Here is a 24,688-nt window from a genome sequence, read left to right as displayed (position 1 = left end):
TGCAGTTTTTCCTGAATGTTTCTGGATTGTGTCTGCCCTCGTGCGGAAGGTTCGCTGCCGCAAATGCCGGAGGAGCATGCGCGACGTCAAAACTTGGTGGTGGCATGACACGGCTCATTCACGCCTGCGGTGGTGGCAATCGAGCTGTCGGGCAGGAAATCAATAGAGTTAGAGCCGGCGGTCTGTTTCGTTCGATAGCCTCCGACAGTGCGGCGAGCGGGCGGAGGGAGTTAGCCCGCCTTTAAAGATAAGCGTTTCTATTTGCAGCCGTTACAGCCGTTAGCATTCAGTGGCTGCGGCGAGTAAGGGTCCTATTTTGCTAGATTAGAAATCCATAATCTGGGTGGATCATTAGCGGTTCCTAAACCGGACAACACTAACCTCTGCCGATTGGTAGGGGGGCCCCGGATGAATGCCTTCAGGCGAACAATAGGCTTCGGCCTAATCATGTTGATTAGCGTTGTCACCCTGGTGGGGTTGCGTATTGACGCGAGCAGGGAATTTGCGCTTGCCAAGGAACGATATCTGGAAAATTCACGGGCAACTTCGAGGGCGACTGCAAAGACCGTCGAAGACGCTCTGAACGCCATCTATCAGAATGTCCGAACCCTGACGTTCCTGCCGAGCGTCCGGGCCCTTGACCGACACGGCACCAACCTCGGCGACGAAGGGCGAGCAACGATCCAGCAGATTTACAACAACCTCGCCGACAACGTCTCGATCTCGGAGGTCTACTTCCTGCCTCTGGATTTCGATCCCGATCGGTTCGACGCCGTGACCGGCAAGCTGGAGGAGCCAATTCTTCAGTTCGACCAGCTAATCGTCAATGCCAAGGCGAGATCCGAAGCTGCGGCAGCGCCCAAATCCAGGAAGCTGGACGAGAATGCGCTGACTCGCCCGCCCGAGGAGGTCGAGACCTATGAATACCACGAGCTGGCAAAACAGCTTGCCTGGCTGAAGGCAAACTACCCCAACTCAAGCACCCTTGACGGGCTAAACGTGCCGATCATCGGGACCAAAGAGCTGATCACCTGCGACAACACGAATTTCATTCGCACCGGCGATGATGCCGACCGGTCTGGCTTCATTCTTTCGGTTCCGGTCTTTGGACAGGACGGAACCCTGCGCGGCTCCGTTTCGGCGATCATGCTCACCTCGGCGCTGCGAAAGCTGCTGCCTGGCAGTGGCTATGTGATCGTCAATGCCGGATATGGCTTCGAGTCCGACCAGCACCGGATGTCAGAATCGCTGGTGACCAATACGAGATCTTTCACGGGACCTGATCCCAGGCTGATCTATTCCGAGGTCATCCCGCTGTCGCTCAACGATCCGAGAAGCGCCTGGCGCCTTTGGGCTGGCTTTCCCGACACGCAATTCACGAGCAATGTCGATGTTCGATCGGTGCGGGAGTTCGAACTGGCTGGGTATGTGGCCGTCGGTATTGTCACCTTGCTGGCGTTGATTTGTTGGTACTCCATCGGTCGCACCATGATCATGCAAGCGCAGGCGGCTGAGACGCTTGAACAGAGGGTAGAAGAACGCACCGCCCAGATCCAGCATCTGGCAACACACGACATTCTGACCGGACTTCCCAACCGCGGTCTACTGGCCGACACGATGGACGAAGCCCTACGCAGCCTCAGGCAAGGCGAGAAGCTTGCCGTCCACTGCATCGATCTTGATCGCTTCAAACCGGTCAACGACACCTTAGGCCACCCCATCGGCGACGAGTTGCTGAGAGCTGTCGCGGACCGGCTGAGGCATCATGTAGGCGAGACCGCCATGGCCGCCAGGGTGGGCGGCGACGAGTTCGTTCTCGTTCAGCTTCTGCTTAATGGCAACGATCAGGCCGGGGCGCTTGCCGGCCGGGTCATTCATGCTTTGTCCGCTTCATTCTCCATCCAGGGCCACAATATCAACATCGGTTGCAGTGTCGGCATTGCCGTTTTCCCGAACGACGGACAAAGCCCGGAAACGTTAATCCGCAACGCCGACCTCGCCCTATACAAGGCCAAAACCGAGGGCCGTGGCACATGCAGGTCGTTTGAACCTGGAATGGACGCACGGCTGCAGGAGCAGCGCCAATTCGAAGCCGAGTTGGCGCAGGCAGTGTCGAAAGACCAGTTCGTGCTCCACTACCAGCCTCTGCATGATACGAGGACCTCGAAGCTCACCGGTTTCGAGGCGCTGGTTAGATGGAACCACCCGGTGCGTGGACTTCTGCCGCCTGCAGAGTTCATCCACCTCGCCGAGGAGTCAGGGGTTATCGACGGTCTGGGGGAATGGATCCTAAAACAGGCCTGTAATGACGCGTCGAGATGGCCTTCCCACGTCAAGGTTGCCATAAACTTCTCGCCTGCGCAGTTCAAGCAGCCGGGGCTGGCGCTTCAAGTAGCCTCGGCATTGGGCGCGTCAGGCTTGTTGGCGTCACGGCTCGAGCTTGAAATCACCGAGTCGGTGCTATTGGCGCACAATGAAAATACGCTCCAGACATTGCACAGCCTACGCGATCTCGGAATCAGCATCGCGATGGACGATTTCGGAACCGGCTACTCATCGCTCAGCTATCTGCGCTCTTTCCCTTTCGACCGCATCAAGATCGATCGTAGCTTTGTCAGCCTGATATGTGAAAGCAGCGAAAGCCGGGCGATCGTCAAGGCCGTCGCCGAACTTGGGGCCACTCTCGGTATGACCACGACAGCCGAGGGCGTCGAAACTGAGGAACAGTATCAGTTGATCAGGGAGCATGGCTGTACCGACGTACAGGGTTGGCTGTTCGGTCGCCCCCTACCTCAGTCTAAGGTCTTTGCCCTATTCGAAGAAGCAGCCCATTTGAGAGCTTGATAATCGATCAATGGACCAAGATTGGCGTGCGATGCGATCCATACAGGTCGTACGGCTAGCCACGGCTTGGTTCAGGCAGGCGGGTTCGCCGGTTCGTGAGGTCCCCCGGTCAGACGCTTGTGCTTCCCGAACAGGTGCAGCTTTTCGGGGTATCCAAGCCTCAGCGCCGCGTCGCAGGACGGGCATTTGAATGAGGATATGGTTTTAAACCATGTGCCTTTTCGAACGATGGGACGTTCGCACCGTGGGCACTCAAAGGTGAGATATTCGTCGTCAAGCTCTTGAGGAATCGGCAATCCGGCACCTTTAGGCTGATGGATGCCCACCATCATCATAGGTAATGGTGGGCATGCATGAACTGGCGATGAAGGGACTATGCTCGCCAGCACTCCCAAATGAAGATCTGCGGAATATGTTGCGTCGTCTGGACTTATGAGTTGGCGGATAAGACGTCTGTCCGACGCGTGTTACGACTGACGGGCATGACACAGGTGTCGGGGGAACAACTCGGGCATTTGCGCTGTTCCCGAGTAGCCTGCCGCGCACGTTGCCACTTCGCGCCCTCAGGCTACTCCAGTACTGCCCGCTGGCTCTGGCCGGCGGCTTTTTGTCGGACGGCGGCCTAGCCGTGCACAGCCTCCGTTTGCGGTATATAGAGCGTCCCTGATGGGACTTTCGCCGCGACCTGAAGCGTGAACAGGAGATGATTTTCATCGTCCGTCACTTTCATGGCTTCATATACTTCCAGAAAAAAGCGCTTGCTCTCGTCCAACTTGGTCCAAGGGGAAAAGTTCCTCGGCACTCCAAAACGTAAAACCCCGGTATAAACGATGGCGTCGCCCTCGTGCGTATGGGCCTTCTCGCGCACCGGCAAGACGTCCTGTTCGACCTGGAACGTATTCCGATCGACGATTTTGGGCGCTGCCATATTCTCGCTTGTAACCTCGGTCATCAACTTCTTCTCATCGCGCGGGGTACCGTTCAATCACCTCAGCCACACCGTCCGGATTGTCGGCCACTGCATAATGGCTGGCGCCTGGGACTACGTCGCTTTCCACATGCGTCATGCCCTTCGCGCGATAGCCGTCCACCAGGCCAAAAGCCGACTTTCTGCTCGCGGCCCCAAGGTTGGCGGGCCGCGATGCGCTTCAAATCGGCCGTAGAAACAGGCTTGCCGCTCGACGGAAGCAGACGTTGGCGGCGACCAGAGTGGCCGCGGTGCTAACGGGATCTGGCGTGGTATTAACCTGAGACCGTGCTTGGTGTGTACGCATGCGGGGCAAATCTACCTACTGGTGGCTTGCGAATCCCGGGTCGAAGGCAGATTGGTCTCGAGGAAGCGATGCCAGGCGCCGCCGAGCAAGAGCGACGTTTGCGCCTTGTCAAAGCCCGCCGAGAGAAGGCCCTCCGAAAGCGTTGCAAAATCGAGGTTCGACCTGAACCAGGATGGTTGCTGCGGGAAACTTGCCGCCGCCTGTGTCTCGCGGGTCCAGCGGCCTTCGCGCATCCAGCGCACCACGCTGTCGGGCTGGTCCTGGCAGAGATCCGAGCCGATGCCAAGATGGTCAGGTCCCATGATCCCGGCCGCTTCCGCAGCCATTTTCCCGAACTGCTCCAGCGTCGTGTCCGATCCGTTCGGAAGGTGCAGCGGATACAGCGACAGGCCGAGCAGCCCCTCCTTTGCGCGCAATGCCTGCAAGAGGGCCTTGGAGACATTGCGGTTGCTGTCGCGCAGCCAGCGTGGATTGGCGTGGCTGACGACCACCGGCCGCTCGGAGAGCGCGATCGCTTCCAGTGCGGTCCGCTCGCCGGCGTGGGACAGATCGATGATCATGCCGAGCCGGTTCATCTCGGCGATCACCTCGCGCCCCATCCGTGTCAGGCCGCTGTCCTCCTTTTCCATCCAGCCGCAGCCGAGCAGCGACTGGTTGTTGTAGGTGAGCTGCATGAAGCGGATGCCGAGATCGAAAAGCATCTCGATCAGGCCGATGTCGTCCTCGATCGGCATCGGGTTCTGCAGGCCAAGCAGGATCGCCGTCCGGTTTGAGGCCCGCGCCCGCTCGATGTCGCCCGCATCGCGCGCCAGGAGGATCAGGTCCTCATTGTCGCGAAGCCAAGTGCGCCAATCGACGAGATGGCGCACCGTCTCGCGGAAACCTTCGTGATAGCCGACCGTGGCATGAACCGCGGTCAGCCCGCCCCGGCGCATCTCCTCGAAAATTGCGCGCGACCAGTTGCAGTATTGCAGCCCATCGATGAGCATCTGCGGCGCGTCGCTGGTCATTCGGGCGCGCCCGCGTGGATGTAGGAGGTCTTGACCTGGGTGTAGAACTCGACCGCGGCGCGGCCTTGCTCGCGCGGACCGTAGCTCGAGGCGCGGACGCCGCCGAACGGCACGTGATAATCGGTGCCGGCGGTCGCCAGGTTGACCATGACGCAGCCGGAGCGCGAGGCGTGGCGGAACTTCGTGGCGCGCGCCAGCGAGCGCGTAGCGATGCCGGCCGTCAGCCCATAGGGCGTATCGTTGGCAAGGAAAATCGCCTCGTCGAGATCGTCGGCAGCCATCACGCAGGTTATCGGCGCAAACATCTCCTCCTGGTTGATGCGCATGCGCGAGCGGCCGTTGAGGAATACGGCCGGCGCCATGTAGTGGCCGCGATGCGCCAGATCGAGCGCCTCGCCGCCGGTCGCAAGCTCGGCGCCTTCGCTGATGCCGAGCGTCACATAATCGAGATTGGCCGAGAGCTGCTCGGCGCTGACGACCGGCCCCATCTGGACGCCGGCTTCGAGCGCATGGCCGACCTTCAGGGCCTTTGTTTTCGCCAGCAGCTTCTCGACGAAGGCGTCATGCACCTGCCGGTGGACGATCAGGCGGGACGAGGCCGTGCACTTCTGGCCGGTGCCGCCGAAGGCGCCGTTCACGGCAAGGTCGACGGCGCGATCGAGGTCTGCATCGTCCATGATCACAAATGGATTCTTCGACCCCATTTCGAGCTGCAGCTTCACGAAGCGCGCGGCGGCGAGCGCGGCGATGCCGGAGCCGATGGCGCCGGAGCCGGTGAAGCTCAGCCCTTGTATGTCGGCATTGACGGCAAGCTCGCGGCCGATCGTCGATCCTGAACCCATCACCAGGTTGAAAAGGCCCTTCGGGATCGCCTGCCGGCTGATGATCTCGGTGAGCGCCCAGGCGCTGGCCGGCGTGACGCTGGCCGGCTTCCAGATAACGGCATTGCCGAAGGCAAGCGCCGGCGCGATCTTCCAGGACGCGGTGGCGATGGGGAAATTCCAGGGCGAAATGATCGCGACGACCCCAAGCGGCTCGCGCTCGATAAGCACATCGACGCCGGCCCTGACGGAATCGGACGAGGAACCCAGATTGCGCAAGGCCTCCGCGGCGAAATAGGTGAAGAACTGGCCGGCGCGATAGACCTCGCCGACGCCCTCGAGAAGGGTCTTGCCCTCCTCGCGCGACAGCAGCTCGCCAAGCTCCTTCGAGCGCGCCATCAACTCGCGTCCGATGGCGTCCAGAACGGCGGCTCGCGCTTCCAGCCCGGCCGCCGCCCATTCCGGTTGCGCGCCTTGCGCCGCCGCGACGGCGTCATGGATGTCGGACTGCCGTGCCTGCGCGAAACGCCCGACAACATCGGTCACGTCGGACGGATTGATATCCTCGACCCAGTCGGCACCGTCGCGCCATTCACCTGCAACGAAGTTCTGACCGCTCAACATCCTGTTCCACCTGCATCAATTCGGTTGACAACGACCTAACCAATGCTGTGAACTTCAATCAAGCTCAATTTTTGGCACAAATGTTCAGGCAAGCTTAACAGTGACCAGAACCATCAGCCTGACCGGCATGCGCAGTTTCGTCGCGGTCTGCGAGACCGGCGGCGTGCGTGCCGCCGCCGACCAGATCGGCCGCACGCCGTCCGCTGTGTCGATGACCTTGAAGCAACTGGAAGACGATATCGGGGCGCCGCTGTTCGAGAGCGAGCGCAAGGGCGCGCTTTCGCCGGTCGGCCGTATCGTGCTCGACGAGGCGCGCGCCATGATCGCGCATTACGATCGCGCCTGCCTGGCGATCACCAGCTACGCGGCGGACCGGCGGGGGCGCTGCGACGTGGCCAGCGTGCCTTCGGTCGCGGTGACCTTGCTGCCGCGCGCGATCGCCAAGCTTCGCGCCGAAGGCAGCCGGTTCGACATCCACGTCCGCGACAGCGATTCCAGCGCCATCGTCGAGGCGGTCGAGAATGGCATGGTGGAGGTGGGCCTCTGCGTGCTCGCTGGCAGGCGGACGCAGCTTAGCTTCGAGCCGCTGTTCCATGAGCCGCTCGATTTCGTCTGCCCGGCCGACCATCCCCTGGCAAGATCGAAGCGCCCGTTGAAATGGGCTGAGCTCGATGGCGAGAGCTTCATCCGCAATGGCGCGGCCGCGGCACTCGGGCTTGCCGAGACCGAAGCGCTCGCCGCCGGCTCCAAGCTCACCGCGACCAATGTGAGCTCCAATTTGGCGATGGTGGAGGCCGGGCTCGGCGTTACCATCCTGCCGCGGCTCTGCCGCTGGAAATCGAGCCACGACGTGCGCTTCGTGCCGCTTGCCGATCCGCGTTCGAGCCGCACCGTCGGCTGGATCGCCAAGGAGGGTCGTAACCTGCAGCCGGCGTCGCTGCGCTTTATCGAATGCATTCGCCTGCAGACCCGGGCGAGCGAAGGAGAGTTCGGCTATGCGGCGGCATGATCGGTGGGTGAGGGAATGACACGCCTGACGCAAGCCCGCATCGAAACGCTCGCCCGCGCCGCGTTGCTGCGCCACGGCGCCAGCGAGGGTCAGGCCGGGGCGCTGGCCGCGGGCATCGCGGCGGCGGAACGCGACGGGTTGAAGTCGCACGGCTTGATGTATCTGTCGACCTATTGCGAGCATCTGACCTGCGGCAAGGTGCTGGGGCAGGCCGAGCCGCGCCTGACGCGGCCGGCTCCGGCGGTCGTCGCGGTCGACGCCGCCAACGGCTTCGCGCATGCGGCCATCGCCCTCGGCCTGACGGCGCTCATCGAGGCGGCACGCACGCAGGGCGTGGCGGCGCTCGCCATCCGCAACTCCTATAATTGCGGCGCGCTCGGCTATCACACCGAGCGGATCGCCCAGGCCGACCTGGTCGGGCTAGGCTTCACCAATGCGCCGGCCTCGATCGCGCCCTGGGGCGGCCGCGAGGCGGCGCTGGGCACCAATCCCTGGTCGCTGGCCGTCCCGGACGGGCAGGCCGGCGCGCGCTTCGTCATCGACCAGAGCGCCAGCGTCGTCGCCAAGAGCGAGGTCATCAAGCGCGCCCGCGCCGGCGAGCCGATCCCACCCGGCTGGGCTTTCGACGCAAGCGGCGAGACGACCACCGATGCCGGCGAAGCGTTGAAGGGCACGATGGTGCCGGCGGGCGGCTACAAGGGCGTCGGCTCGGCGCTCTTGGTGGAGGTCTTCGCCGCATGCCTGACGGGAGCCAACCCCGGGCTTGTCGCCAGCCCCTTCTCCGGCAAGGCCGGTGGCCCGCCTGGAACCGGCCAGTTCTTCCTGGCAATCTCGCCCGATGCGACCTCGGCCGGGGCATTCGCGGGGAATCTGGAAACCGTCACCGGCGCCTTTGTCGGTGAAGCGAGGCTTCCGGGCACGAGGCGCTTTGACGCGCGAGAGCGGAATGCAACCGAAGGCATCGCGGTGGCCGCCGAAACGCTCGCCACGCTCGAAAAGCTGGCCGGGACCGCCGCATGACGGCGATCGCGCTGCGCCCGCCGGAGGTCGTCATGCGCCTTAAGCGGCTGGGCGCGGCGCATCCGACGCGGCTCAGCTTCCTGCGCCAGCTGATCCGCCGCGCCACCAGGGAGAAATGGCGTGTCCGTAAGCACCTGTTCGACCTCAACGACAACGGGTTCGGGCGTGCGGTCTATGCGGTCGAGACGCCGGCCAGAACCTACAGCCTGGTCGCCTTCTCGACCCCGCTCGACGATGAGAAGCGATCCGACCGGGTGATCGCGCAGGCCTGGGACACGAGCTACGTGCTTTACGACGGATTGCCGGGTCAAGCCGAAATCGCGCGACTGGAAGCAAATGCGCCGCTGCAGGAGGCGGGCCGCTACACCAGAAGCGAGTTGGTGCTGGCGCGCGCGAACAAGAGCGTGCGGCTGTTCGAGGACGTGGCGTCGGCGCTGGTGCGGGGACAACAGCCGGACGCGGAGCAACTTCTCGGCGTCGGCTATCTGCTGCGCACCACGGCCGTCTACGGCAACGGCAAGTTCGGCATTGCCGACCGCGACGAGATCGCCGCGCGCCCGGAGCTTGCCGGGTCTTTCCAGGCCGAGATGCTCACCGTCTGGCTGATCCGATCCTTCACGCTCGACTTGGTCGACCACATCGCGGGTCGCCGCAATCCGGCCGGCGCGGCGAGGCTGGCGCCGGACTTGCGCCGGGCGCTCGGCGTGGGTAACGCCACGGGACTCGGCATGGCGCCCTTCCTCGTGCGCCATCCGCTGCTGACGCATAGCTGGTTCCTCGCCCGCGAAACCGCGCTGGCGCGGGTGCGCGCCGAGCCGCAGGCAGGCGAGGCGGAACGGAAAATCTTTGCACAGGCGCTCGCCGATCTGGCCCAACGCGTCGCCCGCTGGCACAGCGACGATGACCGACAGGCCGCCGCGACACGATCCCTGGCCGCCGATCTCGATAGGCTGGCCGAAAACCTCGACCGGCTTCTGGCGAACCCGCAGCCCTGGGACGTGCTCTACCGCTTCGCGGAAGAGCACTTCTCCCTGGAAGGGCAGGAGGCCTGCGTCTCCCTGATCCTCGAGCCGCACGGGGCGCTGGTCGACGAGCTCGGCGACACGATGAAAGCCGACGAGACGCTCGGCCATGCCATCGACGGCGGCATGGACTGCGGCTCGCTGCGCCAGGCGCTTCTCGACTGCTATTCATGGGCGAGGGCAATCGACTTTGCTCAGCCGGCTGCCAATGCGCGCTTCTGGTATGTATCGGCGGAGAAGCTCGAGCCCCGGCTCGGCGAGCGGTTCGAGGAGGACGGCGCCGAGCTCGAACAACCTTTGGCCACCGCGCGCGATGCCCTCAGCCTGGCGGCCGCGTTGGCGCAGGAGCCGGCCTCGGCCAGTGTCGCGGACTTCCTGCTGCGCCGGCCTGAATGGCGCCATGCGGTGCGGCGCGCCCAGATCGTCGCGAAATTCCCCTATGCCGAGATCCACGACAATCTGATCGGCGCCGAATTGCGGCCCGTCGACATATTGCGTGCCAAGCTGGCCTTCTTCGGCGCGCGCAGCTTCGATCCACGGTCTGACCGCTGGTTGCGCATCGCGCTGTTCAGCGGCGAGCCGCTGATCGAGGATGTCGCCGCGCAGGCAGGAGAAGCCGCGTGATCGACCTGTCGCTCAACGAGGTGGAAACGCTGAGCGCCAAGGCGGCGCGGGGCGTCGGGTTTTCATGGGGACTAGCCGATGATGTCGGCCGCGCCGCACGCCGGATCGCCGTCGAGGACGACAATTGGGGCATGGCCATGCTGAGCCTTGCCGAAAACGCGCAATCCCTCACGGCGCCCGATCCTGCTCGCGCGGCGCGCTGGCGAAAAGGCGAGGCCGACAAGCCTGCCCAAACGCCGCTCTGTCCGATCCGAACCGCGGCTTTGCTGCTCGACGCTCCGCCTCCGGCGAGCGCGTTGCCGCTGGCGATCATTGGTGTCGGTCTGCCGGTCTGGCTCGACGCCATGCTGCGCCGCTCGGCCATGCGCGTCGCGCGACCTGCGGGGCTGGCGAAGCGCGCCGGTGTCGTCATCGAACATCGCGCCGAAATCGAGCAGCCGGCCACAGGCCGGCGCGGCGCGATAGACGAGCAAACCCTTGCGGCGCTCAGTTCCTTCGCCGCCAGAACCTATGTGCCGGAAAGCGAGCGATCGCGCATGCGCGGCGCGGGCGGCGGCCGGGTGGACGATGAATAAAAAAGGGAGAAGAAAATGAGCGCAGCCGATGGCCAGAAGATCGCCATGCGTGGGGCGGGCTACTACTCGGCAAACACCGTCGGCGCCAAATACGTTATCGATAAGGTCGGCGATCTCGTCGTCAAGGCAGTCGCCGGGATGCCTCGGCTGGCCGATGGCCAGCCATTCGCCGTCGCCGATTTCGGCGCCGCTGACGGCGGCACCTCGATGGACATGATGCGGCGGCTGGTCTCCGCCGTTCGGGAGAGGGAACCGGACCGGGCGATATCGATCACCTACACCGACCTGCCCCATAATGATTTCTCGACCCTGTTCCGGCTGAGCCAGGGACTGCTGGGAACCTCCGCCGAGGTTCCGCTGGCCGAGACGCCCGGCCTCTACATCTTCGGCAGCGGCACCAGCTTCTATCGCCAGATCCTGCCGGACAATTCGCTGTCCTTCGGCTTTTCCGCCACGGCGATGCACTGGATCAGCAAGCGGCCCTGCATGATCGCCGACCATGTCCAGGCGGTCGGCGCCACCGAGGCCGAGCGGGCGCAGTTTCGCGCCCAGGGGCTGCGCGACTGGGAGACGATCCTATTGGCGAGGGCCCGTGAGCTCAGGTCCGGCGGCAGGCTGGCGCTGGCCAATTTCTGCGTCGACGAGGAAGGCCGCTATCTCGGACATACGACCGGGGTCGACATGTTCGACACCTTCGCGCGCCATTGGCGCGATTTGGTTGCGGCGGGGCGGATCAGCGAGGCGGAATATGTCAACGCGACGTTCCAGCAATTCTACAAGACGCCGGACGAGTTCGCAGCACCCTTTCGCGATCCCGTTTCGCCGGTGTCGCAGGCCGGGCTGAGGCTGGAAAACATCTTCACCATGCTGACGCCGTGCCCCTATGCCGAGGCCTTCCGGGTCCATGGCAACGCGCAGGATTTCGCCAGGGCCTATGTGCCGACGCTCCGCTCCTGGTCGGAAACCGTTTTTGCCAACGCGCTCGATCCCTCGCGTCCCGCCAATGACCGTGCCGCAATCGTCGACGATCTTTACGGCGCTTATGAAGCCGAGGTCGCACACGCTCCCGAAGGTCACCGCATGGACTACGTCCACTGCGTGGCGGAGATCGTCAAATCGTAAGGGGTGCCGAGAGTTTGCGCGCCGCTTCCTGAAAACGTTTAGATGACGATTATCCGGGCCAAACTGGACGTCCATTCTTGAAGTTTCACGGCCTCCGCCCCCGAACCGCCTCTGTGCCACAAGAAACATCGAAGCCGATCGCCGCTGGAGCGCGTCTATAGTAAGTGATGTGCCGCTCACGCGTGGGCGGCGTACAGTTGGATCAGGTGCGACGCGTGACCTGAACCTTAAAACGGGTTCTTGTCTGGATTGATCGCCTGAGGAAGCAGCAATGCTGCTTGAGTCCTAGCCGCCGCACAGACTTCGGATGTCGGCTGGCTAAGAGCCAGATTCAGCCCGTACTGACCATACTGCCAATTTTGGTCCTTGGCAGCCTGATCCAAGTCTGACTTGTTAGAAATCGCCTTCACGGCTTTCCGCATATTTTCGACGTCAGTCTCACTGAAAGAGAGATCATTATGGCGATAGCAGGTAACCGTCCGGTGAAGCACGCACATCTGCATTAAAGTATCGACTTTTACCGTCGTAGGGAGCTTTTCCGCCTGGGGGCGTGGTCTACAGGCTGGCGCGTCTGGATGTCGCAGCCAGGCTTGGACTTTCACCGTGGTCTATCGCGACCCGAAGCGCAGCTTGGCCGCATCGGTCACGGGCGTGAACAGGCTAACCAGCGTACCTTCCGGATCGCGGAATTGGGCGGCACGGTTGCCCCAAGGCATGTCCTTAGGCTCCTGAACGACTTCTACGATTTCCTTCAGACGAGCAAATTCGGCATCGACGTCCGCGACCAAAAATTCGAGAATGGCCGTGCGATTAGAGGCAGGTTGCGCGCTGCCTTCACGGAAAAGAGCGACCGTTCCCGCCCCGCCGATCGCGATAACCCCGCCAGCCACGACAATTTCGGCAAAGACCGGGGCGAGCCAGTCGGCTGTTGTCCCGGTGAGCGTTTCGTAGAAGCGCACGACGGCAGCGATGTCGGCGGCGATCAAACGGGTCGAAGCAAATTTCATGACGGATCCTCGCGGGTTGGCCACGGCGAATGCGGTGGCCTGCGTGTGCCTTGTGGCATAGGGCTGCTGCCAGCATGATGGCAGCAGGTGACAGCAGTGCGCCGCGCCGATCGCCTTTTCCAGATCATCCAGATCCTGCGCCGCTCCAGCCGGCCCGTGACGGCGGCAGCGCTGGGCGCCGAACTTGAGATGTCGAAACGCACGGTCTATCGCGGCGTGGCTGACCTGATCGGCCAGCGTGTTCCGATCGCAGGGGAAGCTGGCTTTGGTTGCGTTCTGGCCGATCGCTATGACACGCCGCCACTAATGCTGACTTGGCAATGCGCGCACGCCGTCATATTGCTAGTCGGCCGCCCGAGGCTTATGCTCCTGGATATCGGCCGCCAGATGTTCGGATGCAGCCGACAGTGAGAGGTACGTGCTCTTGCCCGTTAGGGAGAGAGCCATGCCTCAACTCAATCTTCGCAACTACATTTTGAAATCTATTGCTGCAGAGGATTTTGCGCTTTTGCAGCCGTCCATGCATCGTGTCGAACTCGCTATCAACGCCCGGCTGGAAGAACCCTATCACTCGATCGAGCATATCTATTTTCCAGAGACGGGTATCGCATCGGTGGTTGCCACCATGACCGGAGGACGACAGAGCGAAGTCGGCATCATCGGTCGCGACGGCATGACAGGGGTTACGATAATTCTCGGTCAGGACAGTTCTCCCAACGCAACCTATATTCAAGTCGCCAGCAATGGCTGGTGCCTGCCTGTTGAAAATCTTCGCGCTGCGATTGCAGAAAGCCGGACCCTTCGCGAGTCGCTGCTTCGCTACGCCCACGCATTCCTAGTTCAGTCATCCCGAACGGCACTGGTCAACGGTCACTCTAAGATCGAAGAACGACTGGGCCGATGGTTGCTCATGGTCCATGACCGCGTGGGGGGAAGCAAGATCAACCTGACGCACGAATTTCTCGCGACTATGCTCGGCTCTCGGCGCACCGGCGTTACTGCGGCCCTCCAAATGCTCGAATATAGGGGACTGGTCCATGCCAGGCGCGGCGAGATCACAATCGTCGACCGCGCCGGAATGATAAAGCTCACGAGAGGCGCCTATGGGGAGGAGGAGCAACGCCACTTCGGCATTGCCCCCGGCTGAATTGTCCGGAATCGGACATAAGCTTGTAGACGGCCGAATATTGGCCGTAAATCGTGCTGGTTTGGGTTCAGGGAGGAACTCGCAATGACCAACACTTTTCAAAGCGTTACGGTTGAAAAGGCGACCGAAGCTTATGTCCTTTCCAGAGGCCGGGCTTGCTTCCTTTCCATCGCACAGGCAATCCGCGCAATCCGAAGACTGATGCCGGCCTGCAGAGCCACCGACCACGAACTGGAGGAGATGTTGGCGGCCGCCTGCATCGTTCATGGTGTGCCCGTCGCCTTCGACGTGACAACGGCCGCCAGCGCGGAAACGCGGCTCCACTCGTAGGACAGCGATGCCCGCGCTTGCGCAGACGCTCACTGCATCGGACGTTCGCCAAGCGATTATCTGTTACCTGATTGATAAGGTCGACAATTCGAGCGTTTCGATATCCGAGGTCATCCGGGGCCTTAGAGAAATGTTCCCGCTTTGCGAAATGACGGATTGGGAACTGGCCGACTACATTGCACGAAGCGCGATCGACGCTGGGTTTGCGATTGAATTCGACGCGGGGGTTCCCTGATCGTCGTCATCTTGCCGGTCAGCGGTAGTGGCGGCCCATTCGTCCCGATATGGAACATTTCCCTCGCTAAGATTGTTACGGTAGGCGGTCGATTCCTCAGGGATGCAGCCGCCTCCAATAAGTCCCCTCATGAAAAAGCCCGTTGTCCTGTCCCCCTGGCAGCGGGCTTTTTGGGGACGAGATGCAGATCGAACTAGAGAAGCAGCGGCAATGTTGGGTTTTCGTCCCAACAGAGCCGTATCGAACGGATCGACTTTAGGCGGGGTCTTCTCGAAAATCCTGCAACGACGCGTGGCGCAAGTCATCCTCGCCCGTGCAGACGCTTCACACAGCCAATCAGCCCCAGTTTGATCCACTGCCTCGCCGGCCGCTTCCACGGAGGAGGAGGCGCTTGCCAAGGCGATCATTGCGACAGTTGAAAGGCTCACCAGCAAACCAGAATGAAACCCGTGTCTTTAGCCCGCTTACAATGGCGTCGCGTTAATTGCGGTATTAAACCTTGAATTCGCTGCGATTCGTCGCTTATCGATTGCAGCGGCGTCTGTTCGGGTATTTTCTGCTCTTTCCCGCCATATTTGCCCGGCTCCGCCGCCGTGACCCACGTTTCGTCAAGCTGGCACTCGTTCTTAGTAACCTTGTCGTCCTCTTCGGCCCCCGTTACGCAGGTTGGCGCCTTGGATTCGCAGACTGACGACGTTGGCGCCCATCGCTTGATAGCGCCTACAGTCCTCGTGAACGGCGGATCGCTGAAGCCGTTCTAATGGCAGGCTCCCGGCTATTTCCTTCAGGTCATCAAGGACCGAAGCAATATGGGGCCAAGGAAAGTCCGTCGGGTCGTAACCCTCCGGCAAAGGCCGCGGTGGCGCCGATATTGGACGAAGGCCGTTAGTGGTTGCCGAACTCAGGTCGGGCACTCACCAGAAGTTTGGCGACCCGCTTCTCTCAGCTAGCTGTCCGCGGTCCGTTAGTCCCATATGCTCGGTAGCTACGGCGAATAGATAGGCTGCGATGTCACTCGCGGTGGCGCTTTCGTCCATCAACATCACGTAGACCGTGTCGGCGTAGGCGTCATATTCGCCGGTGGCATCTGGTATGCCGGAGACGCCGATAGGATCCCAATCGTGCAGCAAAATCTCCCGAACCCGAGCCCGGTTTTCTCGTGACTGATACTTGTTTCGCCCGTGAGCCATTCTCTTGTCCTATGCAGCGATGGCCTTCGATGATCGACGTTTCCAGTTCCACGGCAGGAGTTCGTTCAGCCGGCCTTGCGGCGTGTCGGCGATGCGGGCGAGCACGTCGCTCAGCCAGGCCTGTGGATCGACGTCATTAAGCTTCGCCGTGCCGATCAGCGTATACATGATGGCAGCGCGGTCGGCGCCACGGTCTGAACCCGCGAAGAGCCACGACTTTCTGCCGAGAGCCAGACCACGCAGCGCCCGTTCGGCAGCATTGTTCGTGAGACAGATGCGCCCGTCTTCGAGGAAACGGGTGAAGCCTGCCCAGCGCTTGAGCATGTAGTCGATCGCCTGGGCAACCGGCGCGTGGCGCGAGAGCTTGGCCCGCTCGCCACGCAGCCACTCTTCCAGGTCAGCGACGAGTGGCGCAGCCCGTTCCGACCTGACGGCGAGGCGCTGCTCGGCAGCCATTCCATTTATGTCGCGCTCGACGTCGAACAGGAGATCGATGCGTTTGACGGTCTCGAAGGCGATCGGCGAGATCGGCGGCGCCGTCTTCCCTCGACGCGCACTGGCGGCGATGTCGGCAAGGACGAAGAACTTGCGCCGCGCATGGCTCCAGCACAGCGCTTCCGTGACCGGTCCGGGTCTCCGGTCGGGGAGATAAAGCCCGTTGTAGCCGGCATAGGCATCGGCCTGCAGAATGCCGGTGAACTGCCTTAAGTGCCGCTCGGGATGATCGCCCGACCGGTCGCGCGAGGCATAGAACAGCGCTGCCGGCGGTGCGGTCCCAACAAAGGGCCGGTCATCGCGGACATAGACACAGGCTCGGCCGGTATCGGTCTTGCTGCGGCCTTAACCTTCTGATTGGCGATGTAGGCCCAGGGTAGGAGATCGTCGATCTGGCTGTTTGGGTGGCCATTGACGATCCGGGCGAGCACTTCGGCGAGGTAGCCGAGCGGCTCGACGTCGTTCAGCTTGCAGGTCTCGATCAGCGAAGCGACGACGGCCCAGTGCTCGGCGCCGCCGCCTGCAGCGCTATCTTGGCGTCTAGTCCAGGTCGAGGCGCGGTTGCCAGTAATGACGGACGCGCGTGGGATGCCGATCGGTCGCCGTTGTTAGTCACCTTACACTGCGCCAGCCCAACCGGGATTCGATACGCCTGGCGCTAGCTTTGACCAGATGGATCAGATCCGGGTTCTTCTGTTTCAGCTTGATATCGGGAACCACGATAGAGATCGTCGCCCTGCAAGCCCCCTCGCCGTCGCATATGGGGGCGGCGATGCAGGCCACAGAGAAGTCGGATTCACCGGCCTGGATTGAGAGGCGTTGTTCGAGGGCCGCGGCGGCCGTGCTCGCCAGCACCTTCTCATCCGTTTCGGCTCGGCCGGTCGGGGAAGCCGTTGCGGAGCGCGCAAAAATGGCGCGGCGTTCCTCTTCCGGCAAGTGGCCGACCAGCATGCGGCCGGAGGCGGTCCAGTTGAGGGGGCTGCGGGTGCCTACGCGCGAGGTCACCTGGAAGTGGTCCTTGCCCTCCTTCATGGCGAGCACCACCATGTGATCGCCATCGCGCCCGCAAATCTGGATGGTCTCGCCCGAGCTTAGGGCGAGTTCGTGCATCTCCTGGATCGCGACGTTGAGAAGATCAAGGGTGCGCGCATAGGTCAAACCATAGTGGTAGAGGCGAGGCCCGAGCCACAGGAGGCCGTTGTCCTGCCGGTCAAGCAACTCCTTCTCCACCAGGTCGTCAACGATCACATAGATGGTCGACAGCGGCGCGCCTATGTCGCGGGCGATCTCGTAGGCGGTCGCCGGTCGCTCCACCTTCTGCAGATAATCGAGGATCTGCAGCGCCCGGTCGATGCCGCTGGTGCGCGAGCGGCGCGGCTCAGGCGCCGCAATTGGCGCCGCTTCGATGTGGGCCACTATCCTGGTCATTGGTTCGGACATCTTTCTCAAGGCGAGTGTAGAATGGGATGGCTGTTTGCGATACCTGATATATCAATCCGGCCATTTCAGGATCGCCGCTTCCCGTGCGCGCAGGCGCTCCTCAAAGGACGTGGCGGCCATCACGTTCGACTTGCGCGCCTGATCCAGTTCCACGGCCAGTCGCTTTGCCACGACAAGCTCCTCACCCGGATGCAGATTGCAGGGGTCGAGGAAGAAATAGCCGTGCTCGACCTCATGGTCGCGCACGACGACCGGAGGGTCGCCGGCAGCCAGGCGGTCGGCCAGATCCCAGGCGGCAACGCGGGCTTCAGCAGGGTTGACCGAAACTTTCAGACGATCGAGCGGATTTTTGGTCGGATCCGGGGCGATCTCGGCGATTATACCCGGTCGGCCATCGAGCGCCTCGACCCAGCAGTCGAGCGCCTTGCGTTCGCGGGCGCGGATGCCGTCATGGTCACGTGTTTTCCATGCCTGAAGTGCCGCCACAGCGCCGACGATGCCTTCCTTGCCCACCTTCATGCCGCGGCCAATGCCGCGATTTTGCAGATAGACGTCGCGCACCCTTGCCTTGGGTCCTGCAACGATGCCCGAGGTTGGGCCGCCGAGAAACTTGTGACCGGAATAAAGAACCAGGTCGGCTCCATCGGCCAGGAAACCCTTCAGGTCGTATTCCGACGCCGCATCGACGATCACCGGTACGTTGCGCGCGTGGGCCACTTCGGCGAAAATCTTCAAGGGGATTTGCGCGTAGCCCACCACGTGGTGTGACACGACGTAGACGGCGGCCGCGGTGTTTTCGGTAAGGGCGCCGGCGAGTTGATAGGCCGCGGCACTTGTCGCCTGGCCGACCGGCACGACCTTGGCTCCGGCAATACGGATCGCCTGCTCGATGGGCGCGCCGTAGCTCACCATATGGCCGGACTGGATGACCACCTCGTCCTTCAGCCCGGCCGTGTCGGGCAGGCGTTCGATCGCGACCAGATCAGGTCCGGTCATGCAGGCTGCCACCGCCAGGCTGATCGCCGCCGAGCAGGACGCCGTGACAAAGCCGGCTTCGGCGCCGGTCAGGTCGGCGATCACGGCGCTGGCGCGACGTTGTAAGTCACTCATTTCGACGAATTCGGTCAGGATCGCCGCCACTGCTTCGACGGCATCCGGCACCACGATGGAGGCGCCGAGCCCAGTCATCGTGCCGGAAACATTGATGACCGGTCTCAAGCCAAGGCGGCGACGAATGTCCTCAATCGGCATGGCGGTGGTGCTCCTTAGTGGGAATTCAATCGATGGCGATGATGGCTTCGATCTCGACGGTGATTTGGCCAGGCAGCGAACCGTGCCCGACGGCCGAGCGCGCGTGAATTCCGGCCGGGCCGAAGACGTCGATGAACAGATCCGAGCAGCCATTGATGACGGCAGGATGGTCGGCGAAATCGGGCACGGCATTGACCATGCCGAGCAGTTTCACCACACGCCGCACACGGCTCAAGTCGTGGAGCGCAGATCGCATCACGGCAAGCAGGTTGATGCCGGTCAGCCGTGCATGTGCATAGGCCTGCTCCACCGTCACGTTGCCGCCGACCTTGCCGGTGTGCTGCATGCCGTCAGCCTCGGTCGGCCCCTGACCGGACAGGAACAGAAGCTTGCCTTCCTGAACGTGGGTGACAAAATTGGCGATTGGAGGCGGTGCCTGGGGCAGGGTGATGCCCAGCGCCTTCAGCCGGTCATTGGGCGAGTTTTCCGATCGCTTCATCGGCTCGGAAAAAGTCATGTAAGCGAACTCCAGTCAGTCATTTCTTTGGTCGTGGCGAATGCAGGCCACATGATGTCCGCCGCCGATGGGCGAAACCGGCGGGATTACCGCGGCGCAGGCTTCGATTGCTTCCGGACAGCGAGTGCGAAAGACACAGCCCGATGGCGGATCAATCGGGCTGGGAATATCGCCCAGGAGCGGGACCCGAACGCGCACGCGCGTTGGATCCGGCACCGGTGCGGTTGCCAGTAACGCCCTGGTGTAGGGATGCCGTGGCGCCGCATAGACCAGCCTGCTTGGACCACGCTCCATCACCCGGCCGAGATACATGACGACGACCTCGTCGCACAAATATTCAACCACCGACAGGTCATGCGCGATGAACAGCAGCGTCAGGCCAAGCCGCTTTTGCAGATCGCCAATCAGGTTGAGCACTTGGGCCTGCACCGAGACGTCGAGCGCCGAAACCGGCTCGTCGGCAACAATGAATTCTGGTTCCACCGCAAGTGCCCGGGCAATGCCGATCCGTTGGCGCTGGCCACCTGAAAATTCATGCGGGTAGCGAGAGGCATGATCGGGTGAGAGGCCGACAAGGGCAAGAAGCTCGGCAATGCGGTCCTGCCGCGCCTTGCCACGCAAATAGCCGCGCGCGTCGAGAGCTTCGCCGAGTATCGCGCTGACACGCAGGCGCGGATTGAGGCTGGAGAAAGGGTCCTGAAAGACGATCTGCAGCTTTTGCCGATAGGCACGCATCTCGCGTGCCGACAGCGAGAAGAGATCGACGCCATTGAACAGGGCTTTGCCGCTGGTCGGCTCGATCAGACGCAAAATGGCGCGACCGGCGGTGGTCTTGCCGGATCCGGATTCACCGACCAGACCGACTGTCGAGCCGCGCTTGACCTCGAAACTGACGTCCTCCACGGCGTGCACGACACGGCCGTCGCGCGCGGGAAACCGCTTTGTCAGTGCCTGGACGCTGAGCAGGGGAGCTGCTTGTGTCGTGTCGTTGGTTTCAGCATCGGCAATCATAGTTCGGCGCTCCGGATGCAGCGGGAGAACCCTGCCGAGCCCGCCGGCATCAACGGTGGCGGGGCGGCCCGGCACGGGGCGATTGCGTAATCGCAGCGCGGCTCGAAGGCGCAGCCGGGCGGCAGGGCGGTGATCGCCGGCACGCTGCCGGGGATGGAGTAGAGTATTTTGCGCTCGCCGGCCGCATCGACGTCGCGCGCGGCATTCGGCGTGCAGGCAAGCAGGCCGCGCGTATAGGGATGGCGCTGATGCGCGAACAAATCGTTGACGGGTGCCTGCTCGACGACGCGGCCGGCATACATGACAACGACATTGTGCGCGATCTCGGCGACGACACCGAGATTGTGAGTGATAAACAGGATCGACATGCCGAACTGCTGCTGCAGCCGTCGCAAGAGATCAAGAATTTGAGCCTGGATCGTCACGTCGAGCGCCGTCGTCGGTTCATCGGCGATCAGCAGCGAAGGATTGCAGGCAAGCGCCATCGCGATCATCACGCGCTGGCGCATGCCTCCTGACATCTGGTGCGGATAATCATCGAGACGCGATGCGGCATCGGGAATTTCCACATGCCGCAGCATCTCCAGCGCCCGCTTGCGGGCCTCCTGCCGGCCGACCGGTTCGTGCAGCGCAATCATCTCGCCGATCTGGTCTCCGATGCAGTATAGCGGATTAAGGCTTGTCATCGGCTCCTGGAAGATCATCGCGACCTCCCTGCCGCGGATCCGGCGGAAATCCTTCGCAGCGAAGCTTGCGAGATCGTCGACTTTGCCGGCCCGGTTGCGAAATAGGATTTTGCCGCCGGCAATACGGCCCGGCTTCGACAGCAGCCCCATGATCGACAAGCTGGTGACCGATTTTCCCGAACCGGATTCGCCGACCACGGCCAGCGTCTCGCCGCGCTTCAGGTCGAAGGTGACGCCGTCGACCGCCTTGGCGGTGACGCGCCGGGTCACGAACCAGGCCTTGAGGTCCTGGACCGACAGGATCGTGTTCTGGGCCAGCGCCTCGCTCAAGCTTTCCATCCGCAATGAGGACAAGCGCCGTCGCCGGCATGCGCCGATGGCACGTGCCGGTGGGCTTCTATCGCATTCGCTCCCAGGATCGCGTAGCGCGGTTCGAACAACTGGTTGAGCACGCTAGTCGCACCCTGGGAGTCTTTCACCGTCAGTTCGGCATCGACCAGTTCGAACAATGTGAATTCCGCCGGCTTGCCCTTTTCCAGCAAGCTGTCGGCTGGCAGTCGGATGGCCCGGCGTGGTGCCACAGTCGACGCTGTCACTACGTCCTCGAACGCCATGCCCAGCGACAGAAGCTTCGACATGGTCGTCGCCATGTCCCACACGGTACCGTCGAGCGAGCGGTTGTGCAGATCGGTCGAGATCGTCTTCGGCGGCAGGCCGCGTTCCAGAGCGGCCTTGGCGACATCAAACGAGAAGGATGCCCCGCCATGGCCGACATCAAGCACGATGCCGCGCGACGCCGCGTCCTCGGCCAGACGGTAGAGATCGTCGTCCTCGAGGATCGAGCCGCCCGCCTTGCCGTTGAAGCAATGGGTGACGATGTCGCCCTCGGTCAGCAGGCCGAGAATGTCGTCATAGAGCGGCGGCGGCTCGCCGACATGCACCATCACCGGCAGCTTGACGATGCGGCCGAGCTTCTTGGCCAGCTTGACCGGCGTCAGATCCCAGCCGCCGGTGATGACGTGGCTTGCCCGCACCTTCAACCCGACGATGACGTCGCGGTTGGCTTCAATGGTGGCGATGGTTCGGTCGATGTCGATCGAGCGCATGTCGATCAGTTCGCTCACCCGGTTGCAGGCGACAAGCCCGATCGAGCCGATGTTCAAGAACGCGTAGAGGTTCTCCTGTGCCGGCTCGACGATGAATTCGCGAAAGCCGTGGAAATTCGCCTCGCCGGCAGAGCCTGCATCAACCATGGTGGTGACGCCGCGCGCGGCACCACATTGCTGGGGCCGAATGGAGATATCGGTGCCGCCATACCAGACATGGACATGCAGATCGGTCCAGCCGGGCGACAGGAAGGCGCCGTTCGCCTCCACCACCTTGACGTCGTCGCCGGCGCCAATCATCGAGCCGATCTCCGCGATGCGCCCGTCCTTGTCGACGAGCACGTCGATGGCAGGACCGAAACGATCGCCGAACGCCACGGGCCTGCCGCCCCTGATCAGCAGCGGCTGCTTCATTTCGGGAAAACGGTTGCCGAACATCAGATGTCCTTTACCAGACGGGGATCGAGAAGGTCGCGCAGGCCGTCGCCAACCAGTTGCAGGGCCAGCACGGTGATGACGATGGCAGCGCCCGGGAACATCATGATCCAGCCGGCCTGGTCCATGTACTGACGGCCGACCGCAATCATCGTGCCCCAGGTCGGGATGTCCGGAGAGATGCCGACACCGAGAAACGATAGCCCGGCTTCGGCCAGGATGGCGTTGGCGAAGATGAAGGTTCCCTGCACCAGGATCGGCGAGGTGACGTTGCGCAGCACGTGACGCACCAGGATGACCGGCGTCGGCACGCCGAGCGCGCGCGCCGCTTCGACATAGGGCAATTCGCGGATCACCAGCGTTGAGGCGCGCACCACCCGCGCCAGCCTCGGCGCGTAGACGATGCCGAGCGCGACGACTACGTTGACTGCCGTGGCGCCGAGTGCCGCCACCAGGGCGATGGCAAGCAGGATATCGGGAAACGCCATCATGGCGTCGACCAGCCGCGAAACCGGCGTGTCGAGCTTCCTGAAAAAGCCGGCCGTCAGCCCAAGCACAATACCGATCACCGAGGAGAAGACGACCACCGCGAAGCCAACCGACAGCGAGGTGCGCGCCGCATAGAGCATGCGCGTGAACACGTCGCGGCCGAGATCGTCGGTGCCGAACAGATGCTCGAGGCTTGGCGGATGCAGCCGGCTGGCGATCGAAAGCTTGGTCGGCGCATAGGGCGCGATGATCGGCGCCAGGATCGCCGCCAATGCGATGACGACGAGCAGGGCCAGCCCCACCGCCGCCGTCGGGCGGCCGAGCAGCCGTGATAGAAGATTGGGCTCCTGCTGCAGCGGGGTTGCGATGGCGGCCATCAGTAGCGCACCCGCGGATCGATGAGGATGTAGAGCATGTCGATGACGAAATTGACCAGCACGTAAAGGCCAGCGATGACCAGCAGCGCGCCCTGGATGACCGGATAGTCGCGCCGCAGCACCGCCGAGACGACGAGGCTGCCGACCCCCGGCAGGCCGAACACGGTCTCGGTGACGACGGCTCCCGAAATCAGCAGCGCCGCCGTCAGGCCGATCACGGTGAGGATAGGGATAAGTGCATTCTTCAGCGCGTGTTTCAGCACCACGCGCCATTCGCTCATGCCTTTGGAGCGGGCAGTGCGCACATAATCGTCGTTGAGGACATCGAGCATCGAGGCGCGCGTGAAACGCGTGATCAGGGCCGAGCTGACCAGCCCGAGCGCCAGCGCCGGCAGCACGAGATGGGCGATGCGCTCGCCGAACGAGGCGCCCGGGCCGCCATATCCCGACGTGTCGAACCAGCCGAGCCTGACGGCGAAGAACTGGATGAACAGCAGGCCGAGCCAGAAGCTCGGCACGCTGGCCGCGAACATGGCGATGGTCGTCGCCGCCTGGTCGAAAAGCGAGCCGCGCCTATAGGCAGAAAGGATGCCCACCGGCAGCGCGATCACGGTCGCGATCATGAGCGAGAACACGGTCAGAAAGAAAGTTGGTTCGGCGCGCTGGAGGAGTGCCGTGGTGACCGGCTCGTTGAGGAAGATTGACTGGCCGAAATCTCCCTGCATAACCCCGGCGAGGTAGTGCAAGAACTGTTGCGGGATTGAACCATCAAGTCCCAGTTTGGTGCGAAGGGTGGCGATGTCGGCGGCGGTGGCGTCGGGACCGAGCATGATCGCGGCCGGGTCGCCCGGCGTCACCCGCACGATGACGAAGACGATGGTGGCGACCAGGGCCATCACCACGACCATGCCGAGGAGCCTGTTGAGAACCGAGCGCAGCATCCGCGTTGATATCTCCGGGGCCGGTTTTGCGGGAAGGGCCGCCGGACCGCGGCGCCTCCCGGATCATGCCACGCTGCCTTCCCGCG

Annotated in this window: 21 protein-coding genes and 3 pseudogenes; 10 read left to right on the top strand and 14 right to left on the bottom strand. The window is 62.8% G+C overall.

Annotation, left to right across the window (positions count from 1 at the left end; genetic code table 11):
- The first annotated feature begins 408 nt into the window (after window positions 1-408).
- Window positions 409-2,844 carry an EAL domain-containing protein gene (locus FJ425_RS01700; protein ID WP_140721289.1) on the top strand — a complete coding sequence of 812 codons (2,436 nt, stop codon included), beginning with the start codon at window positions 409-411 and terminating at the stop codon, window positions 2,842-2,844.
- Window positions 2,845-3,466: 622 nt separating this feature from the next.
- Here FJ425_RS01700 and FJ425_RS31900 read toward each other — a convergent pair.
- From FJ425_RS31900 to FJ425_RS01680, 3 genes are all read right to left on the bottom strand, one after another.
- Window positions 3,467-3,796, bottom strand: a complete 330-nt coding sequence (locus tag FJ425_RS31900; protein ID WP_246676270.1) for a hypothetical protein — start codon at window positions 3,794-3,796, stop codon at window positions 3,467-3,469.
- A gap of 333 nt (window positions 3,797-4,129) precedes the next feature.
- Window positions 4,130-5,128, bottom strand: a complete 999-nt coding sequence (locus FJ425_RS01685) for a membrane dipeptidase (RefSeq protein ID WP_210241682.1) — start codon at window positions 5,126-5,128, stop codon at window positions 4,130-4,132.
- Complete coding sequence (locus FJ425_RS01680; RefSeq protein WP_140721286.1) at window positions 5,125-6,573, bottom strand: aldehyde dehydrogenase family protein; 1,449 nt, start codon at window positions 6,571-6,573, stop codon at window positions 5,125-5,127. The genes FJ425_RS01685 and FJ425_RS01680 overlap by 4 nt, the downstream gene beginning before the upstream one ends.
- Before the next feature lie 100 nt (window positions 6,574-6,673).
- Between FJ425_RS01680 and FJ425_RS01675 the strand changes: the two genes are divergently transcribed.
- Genes FJ425_RS01675 through FJ425_RS01655 form a run of 5 tightly spaced genes read left to right on the top strand, consistent with a single transcriptional unit; the run spans window position 6,674 to window position 11,945 of the window.
- Window positions 6,674-7,582 carry a LysR family transcriptional regulator gene (locus FJ425_RS01675; protein WP_140721282.1) on the top strand — a complete coding sequence of 303 codons (909 nt, stop codon included), beginning with the start codon at window positions 6,674-6,676 and terminating at the stop codon, window positions 7,580-7,582.
- Between the two features lie 15 nt (window positions 7,583-7,597).
- Window positions 7,598-8,602: an Ldh family oxidoreductase gene (locus FJ425_RS01670; RefSeq protein ID WP_140721279.1), complete on the top strand. Its 1,005-nt coding sequence runs from the start codon at window positions 7,598-7,600 to the stop codon at window positions 8,600-8,602.
- On the top strand, window positions 8,599-10,248 hold the full coding sequence (locus FJ425_RS01665) for a hypothetical protein (protein WP_140541198.1): 1,650 nt from the start codon (window positions 8,599-8,601) through the stop codon (window positions 10,246-10,248). The genes FJ425_RS01670 and FJ425_RS01665 overlap by 4 nt, the downstream gene beginning before the upstream one ends.
- On the top strand, window positions 10,245-10,823 hold the full coding sequence (locus FJ425_RS01660; RefSeq protein WP_181175760.1) for a DUF3726 domain-containing protein: 579 nt from the start codon (window positions 10,245-10,247) through the stop codon (window positions 10,821-10,823). The genes FJ425_RS01665 and FJ425_RS01660 overlap by 4 nt, the downstream gene beginning before the upstream one ends.
- A 15-nt stretch (window positions 10,824-10,838) precedes the next feature.
- Entirely contained in the window at window positions 10,839-11,945 is a 1,107-nt protein-coding gene (locus FJ425_RS01655; protein ID WP_140541196.1) for an SAM-dependent methyltransferase, read from the top strand.
- A 608-nt stretch (window positions 11,946-12,553) separates the two neighbouring features.
- Here the strand turns inward: FJ425_RS01655 and FJ425_RS01650 are convergent.
- The gene (locus tag FJ425_RS01650; protein WP_140541195.1) at window positions 12,554-12,952 is read right to left on the bottom strand and encodes a VOC family protein; all 399 of its coding nucleotides are present in this window, start codon (window positions 12,950-12,952) and stop codon (window positions 12,554-12,556) included.
- A 96-nt stretch (window positions 12,953-13,048) separates the two neighbouring features.
- Between FJ425_RS01650 and FJ425_RS01645 the strand changes: the two are divergent.
- The 4 genes and pseudogenes from FJ425_RS01645 to FJ425_RS01630 all read left to right on the top strand — a co-directional run.
- Window positions 13,049-13,267 (top strand): annotated as a pseudogene (locus tag FJ425_RS01645) (HTH domain-containing protein); the annotation flags it as partial.
- A gap of 130 nt (window positions 13,268-13,397) precedes the next feature.
- On the top strand, window positions 13,398-14,099 hold the full coding sequence (locus FJ425_RS01640) for a Crp/Fnr family transcriptional regulator (protein WP_140541193.1): 702 nt from the start codon (window positions 13,398-13,400) through the stop codon (window positions 14,097-14,099).
- An 84-nt stretch (window positions 14,100-14,183) separates the two neighbouring features.
- Entirely contained in the window at window positions 14,184-14,429 is a 246-nt protein-coding gene (locus FJ425_RS01635) for a hypothetical protein (protein ID WP_140721273.1), read from the top strand.
- Window positions 14,430-14,436: 7 nt separating this feature from the next.
- Complete coding sequence (locus FJ425_RS01630) at window positions 14,437-14,664, top strand: hypothetical protein (protein ID WP_140541191.1); 228 nt, start codon at window positions 14,437-14,439, stop codon at window positions 14,662-14,664.
- A 1,199-nt stretch (window positions 14,665-15,863) separates the two neighbouring features.
- On the opposite strand, the pseudogene FJ425_RS01610 reads toward FJ425_RS01630, so the two are convergent.
- From FJ425_RS01610 to FJ425_RS01565, 10 genes and pseudogenes are all read right to left on the bottom strand, one after another.
- Window positions 15,864-16,691, bottom strand: a pseudogene (locus FJ425_RS01610) (IS66 family transposase); the annotation flags it as partial.
- A 23-nt stretch (window positions 16,692-16,714) separates the two neighbouring features.
- A pseudogene (locus FJ425_RS01605) lies at window positions 16,715-16,873 on the bottom strand (transposase domain-containing protein); the annotation flags it as partial.
- 88 nt (window positions 16,874-16,961) lie between these two features.
- Window positions 16,962-17,765, bottom strand: a complete 804-nt coding sequence (locus tag FJ425_RS01600; protein WP_246677849.1) for an IclR family transcriptional regulator — start codon at window positions 17,763-17,765, stop codon at window positions 16,962-16,964.
- 75 nt (window positions 17,766-17,840) lie between these two features.
- Window positions 17,841-19,040 (bottom strand): aminotransferase class V-fold PLP-dependent enzyme, encoded by a 1,200-nt coding sequence (locus tag FJ425_RS01595; RefSeq protein WP_140721268.1) that lies wholly within the window; start codon window positions 19,038-19,040, stop codon window positions 17,841-17,843.
- A gap of 25 nt (window positions 19,041-19,065) precedes the next feature.
- The gene (locus FJ425_RS01590; RefSeq protein ID WP_140541188.1) at window positions 19,066-19,557 is read right to left on the bottom strand and encodes a RidA family protein; all 492 of its coding nucleotides are present in this window, start codon (window positions 19,555-19,557) and stop codon (window positions 19,066-19,068) included.
- A gap of 15 nt (window positions 19,558-19,572) precedes the next feature.
- Entirely contained in the window at window positions 19,573-20,568 is a 996-nt protein-coding gene (locus tag FJ425_RS01585; RefSeq protein ID WP_140721265.1) for an oligopeptide/dipeptide ABC transporter ATP-binding protein, read from the bottom strand.
- Window positions 20,565-21,572 (bottom strand): ABC transporter ATP-binding protein, encoded by a 1,008-nt coding sequence (locus FJ425_RS01580; protein ID WP_210241683.1) that lies wholly within the window; start codon window positions 21,570-21,572, stop codon window positions 20,565-20,567. The genes FJ425_RS01585 and FJ425_RS01580 overlap by 4 nt, the downstream gene beginning before the upstream one ends.
- Window positions 21,573-21,580: 8 nt before the next feature.
- Window positions 21,581-22,798 (bottom strand): amidohydrolase/deacetylase family metallohydrolase, encoded by a 1,218-nt coding sequence (locus tag FJ425_RS01575; RefSeq protein ID WP_140721262.1) that lies wholly within the window; start codon window positions 22,796-22,798, stop codon window positions 21,581-21,583.
- Window positions 22,798-23,661, bottom strand: coding sequence for an ABC transporter permease (locus tag FJ425_RS01570; protein WP_140721259.1), 864 nt, complete (start codon window positions 23,659-23,661; stop codon window positions 22,798-22,800). The genes FJ425_RS01575 and FJ425_RS01570 overlap by 1 nt, the downstream gene beginning before the upstream one ends.
- Window positions 23,661-24,602: an ABC transporter permease gene (locus FJ425_RS01565; protein ID WP_181175758.1), complete on the bottom strand. Its 942-nt coding sequence runs from the start codon at window positions 24,600-24,602 to the stop codon at window positions 23,661-23,663. Before FJ425_RS01565 ends, FJ425_RS01570 begins: the two co-directional genes overlap by 1 nt.
- Between the last annotated feature and the right edge of the window lie 86 nt (window positions 24,603-24,688).

The organism is Mesorhizobium sp. B2-7-2, assembly GCF_006440775.1.
GTDB lineage: Bacteria > Pseudomonadota > Alphaproteobacteria > Rhizobiales > Rhizobiaceae > Mesorhizobium.
Note: the sequence above shows the minus strand (reverse complement) of the source record. Positions and strands in the feature narration are given on the sequence as shown.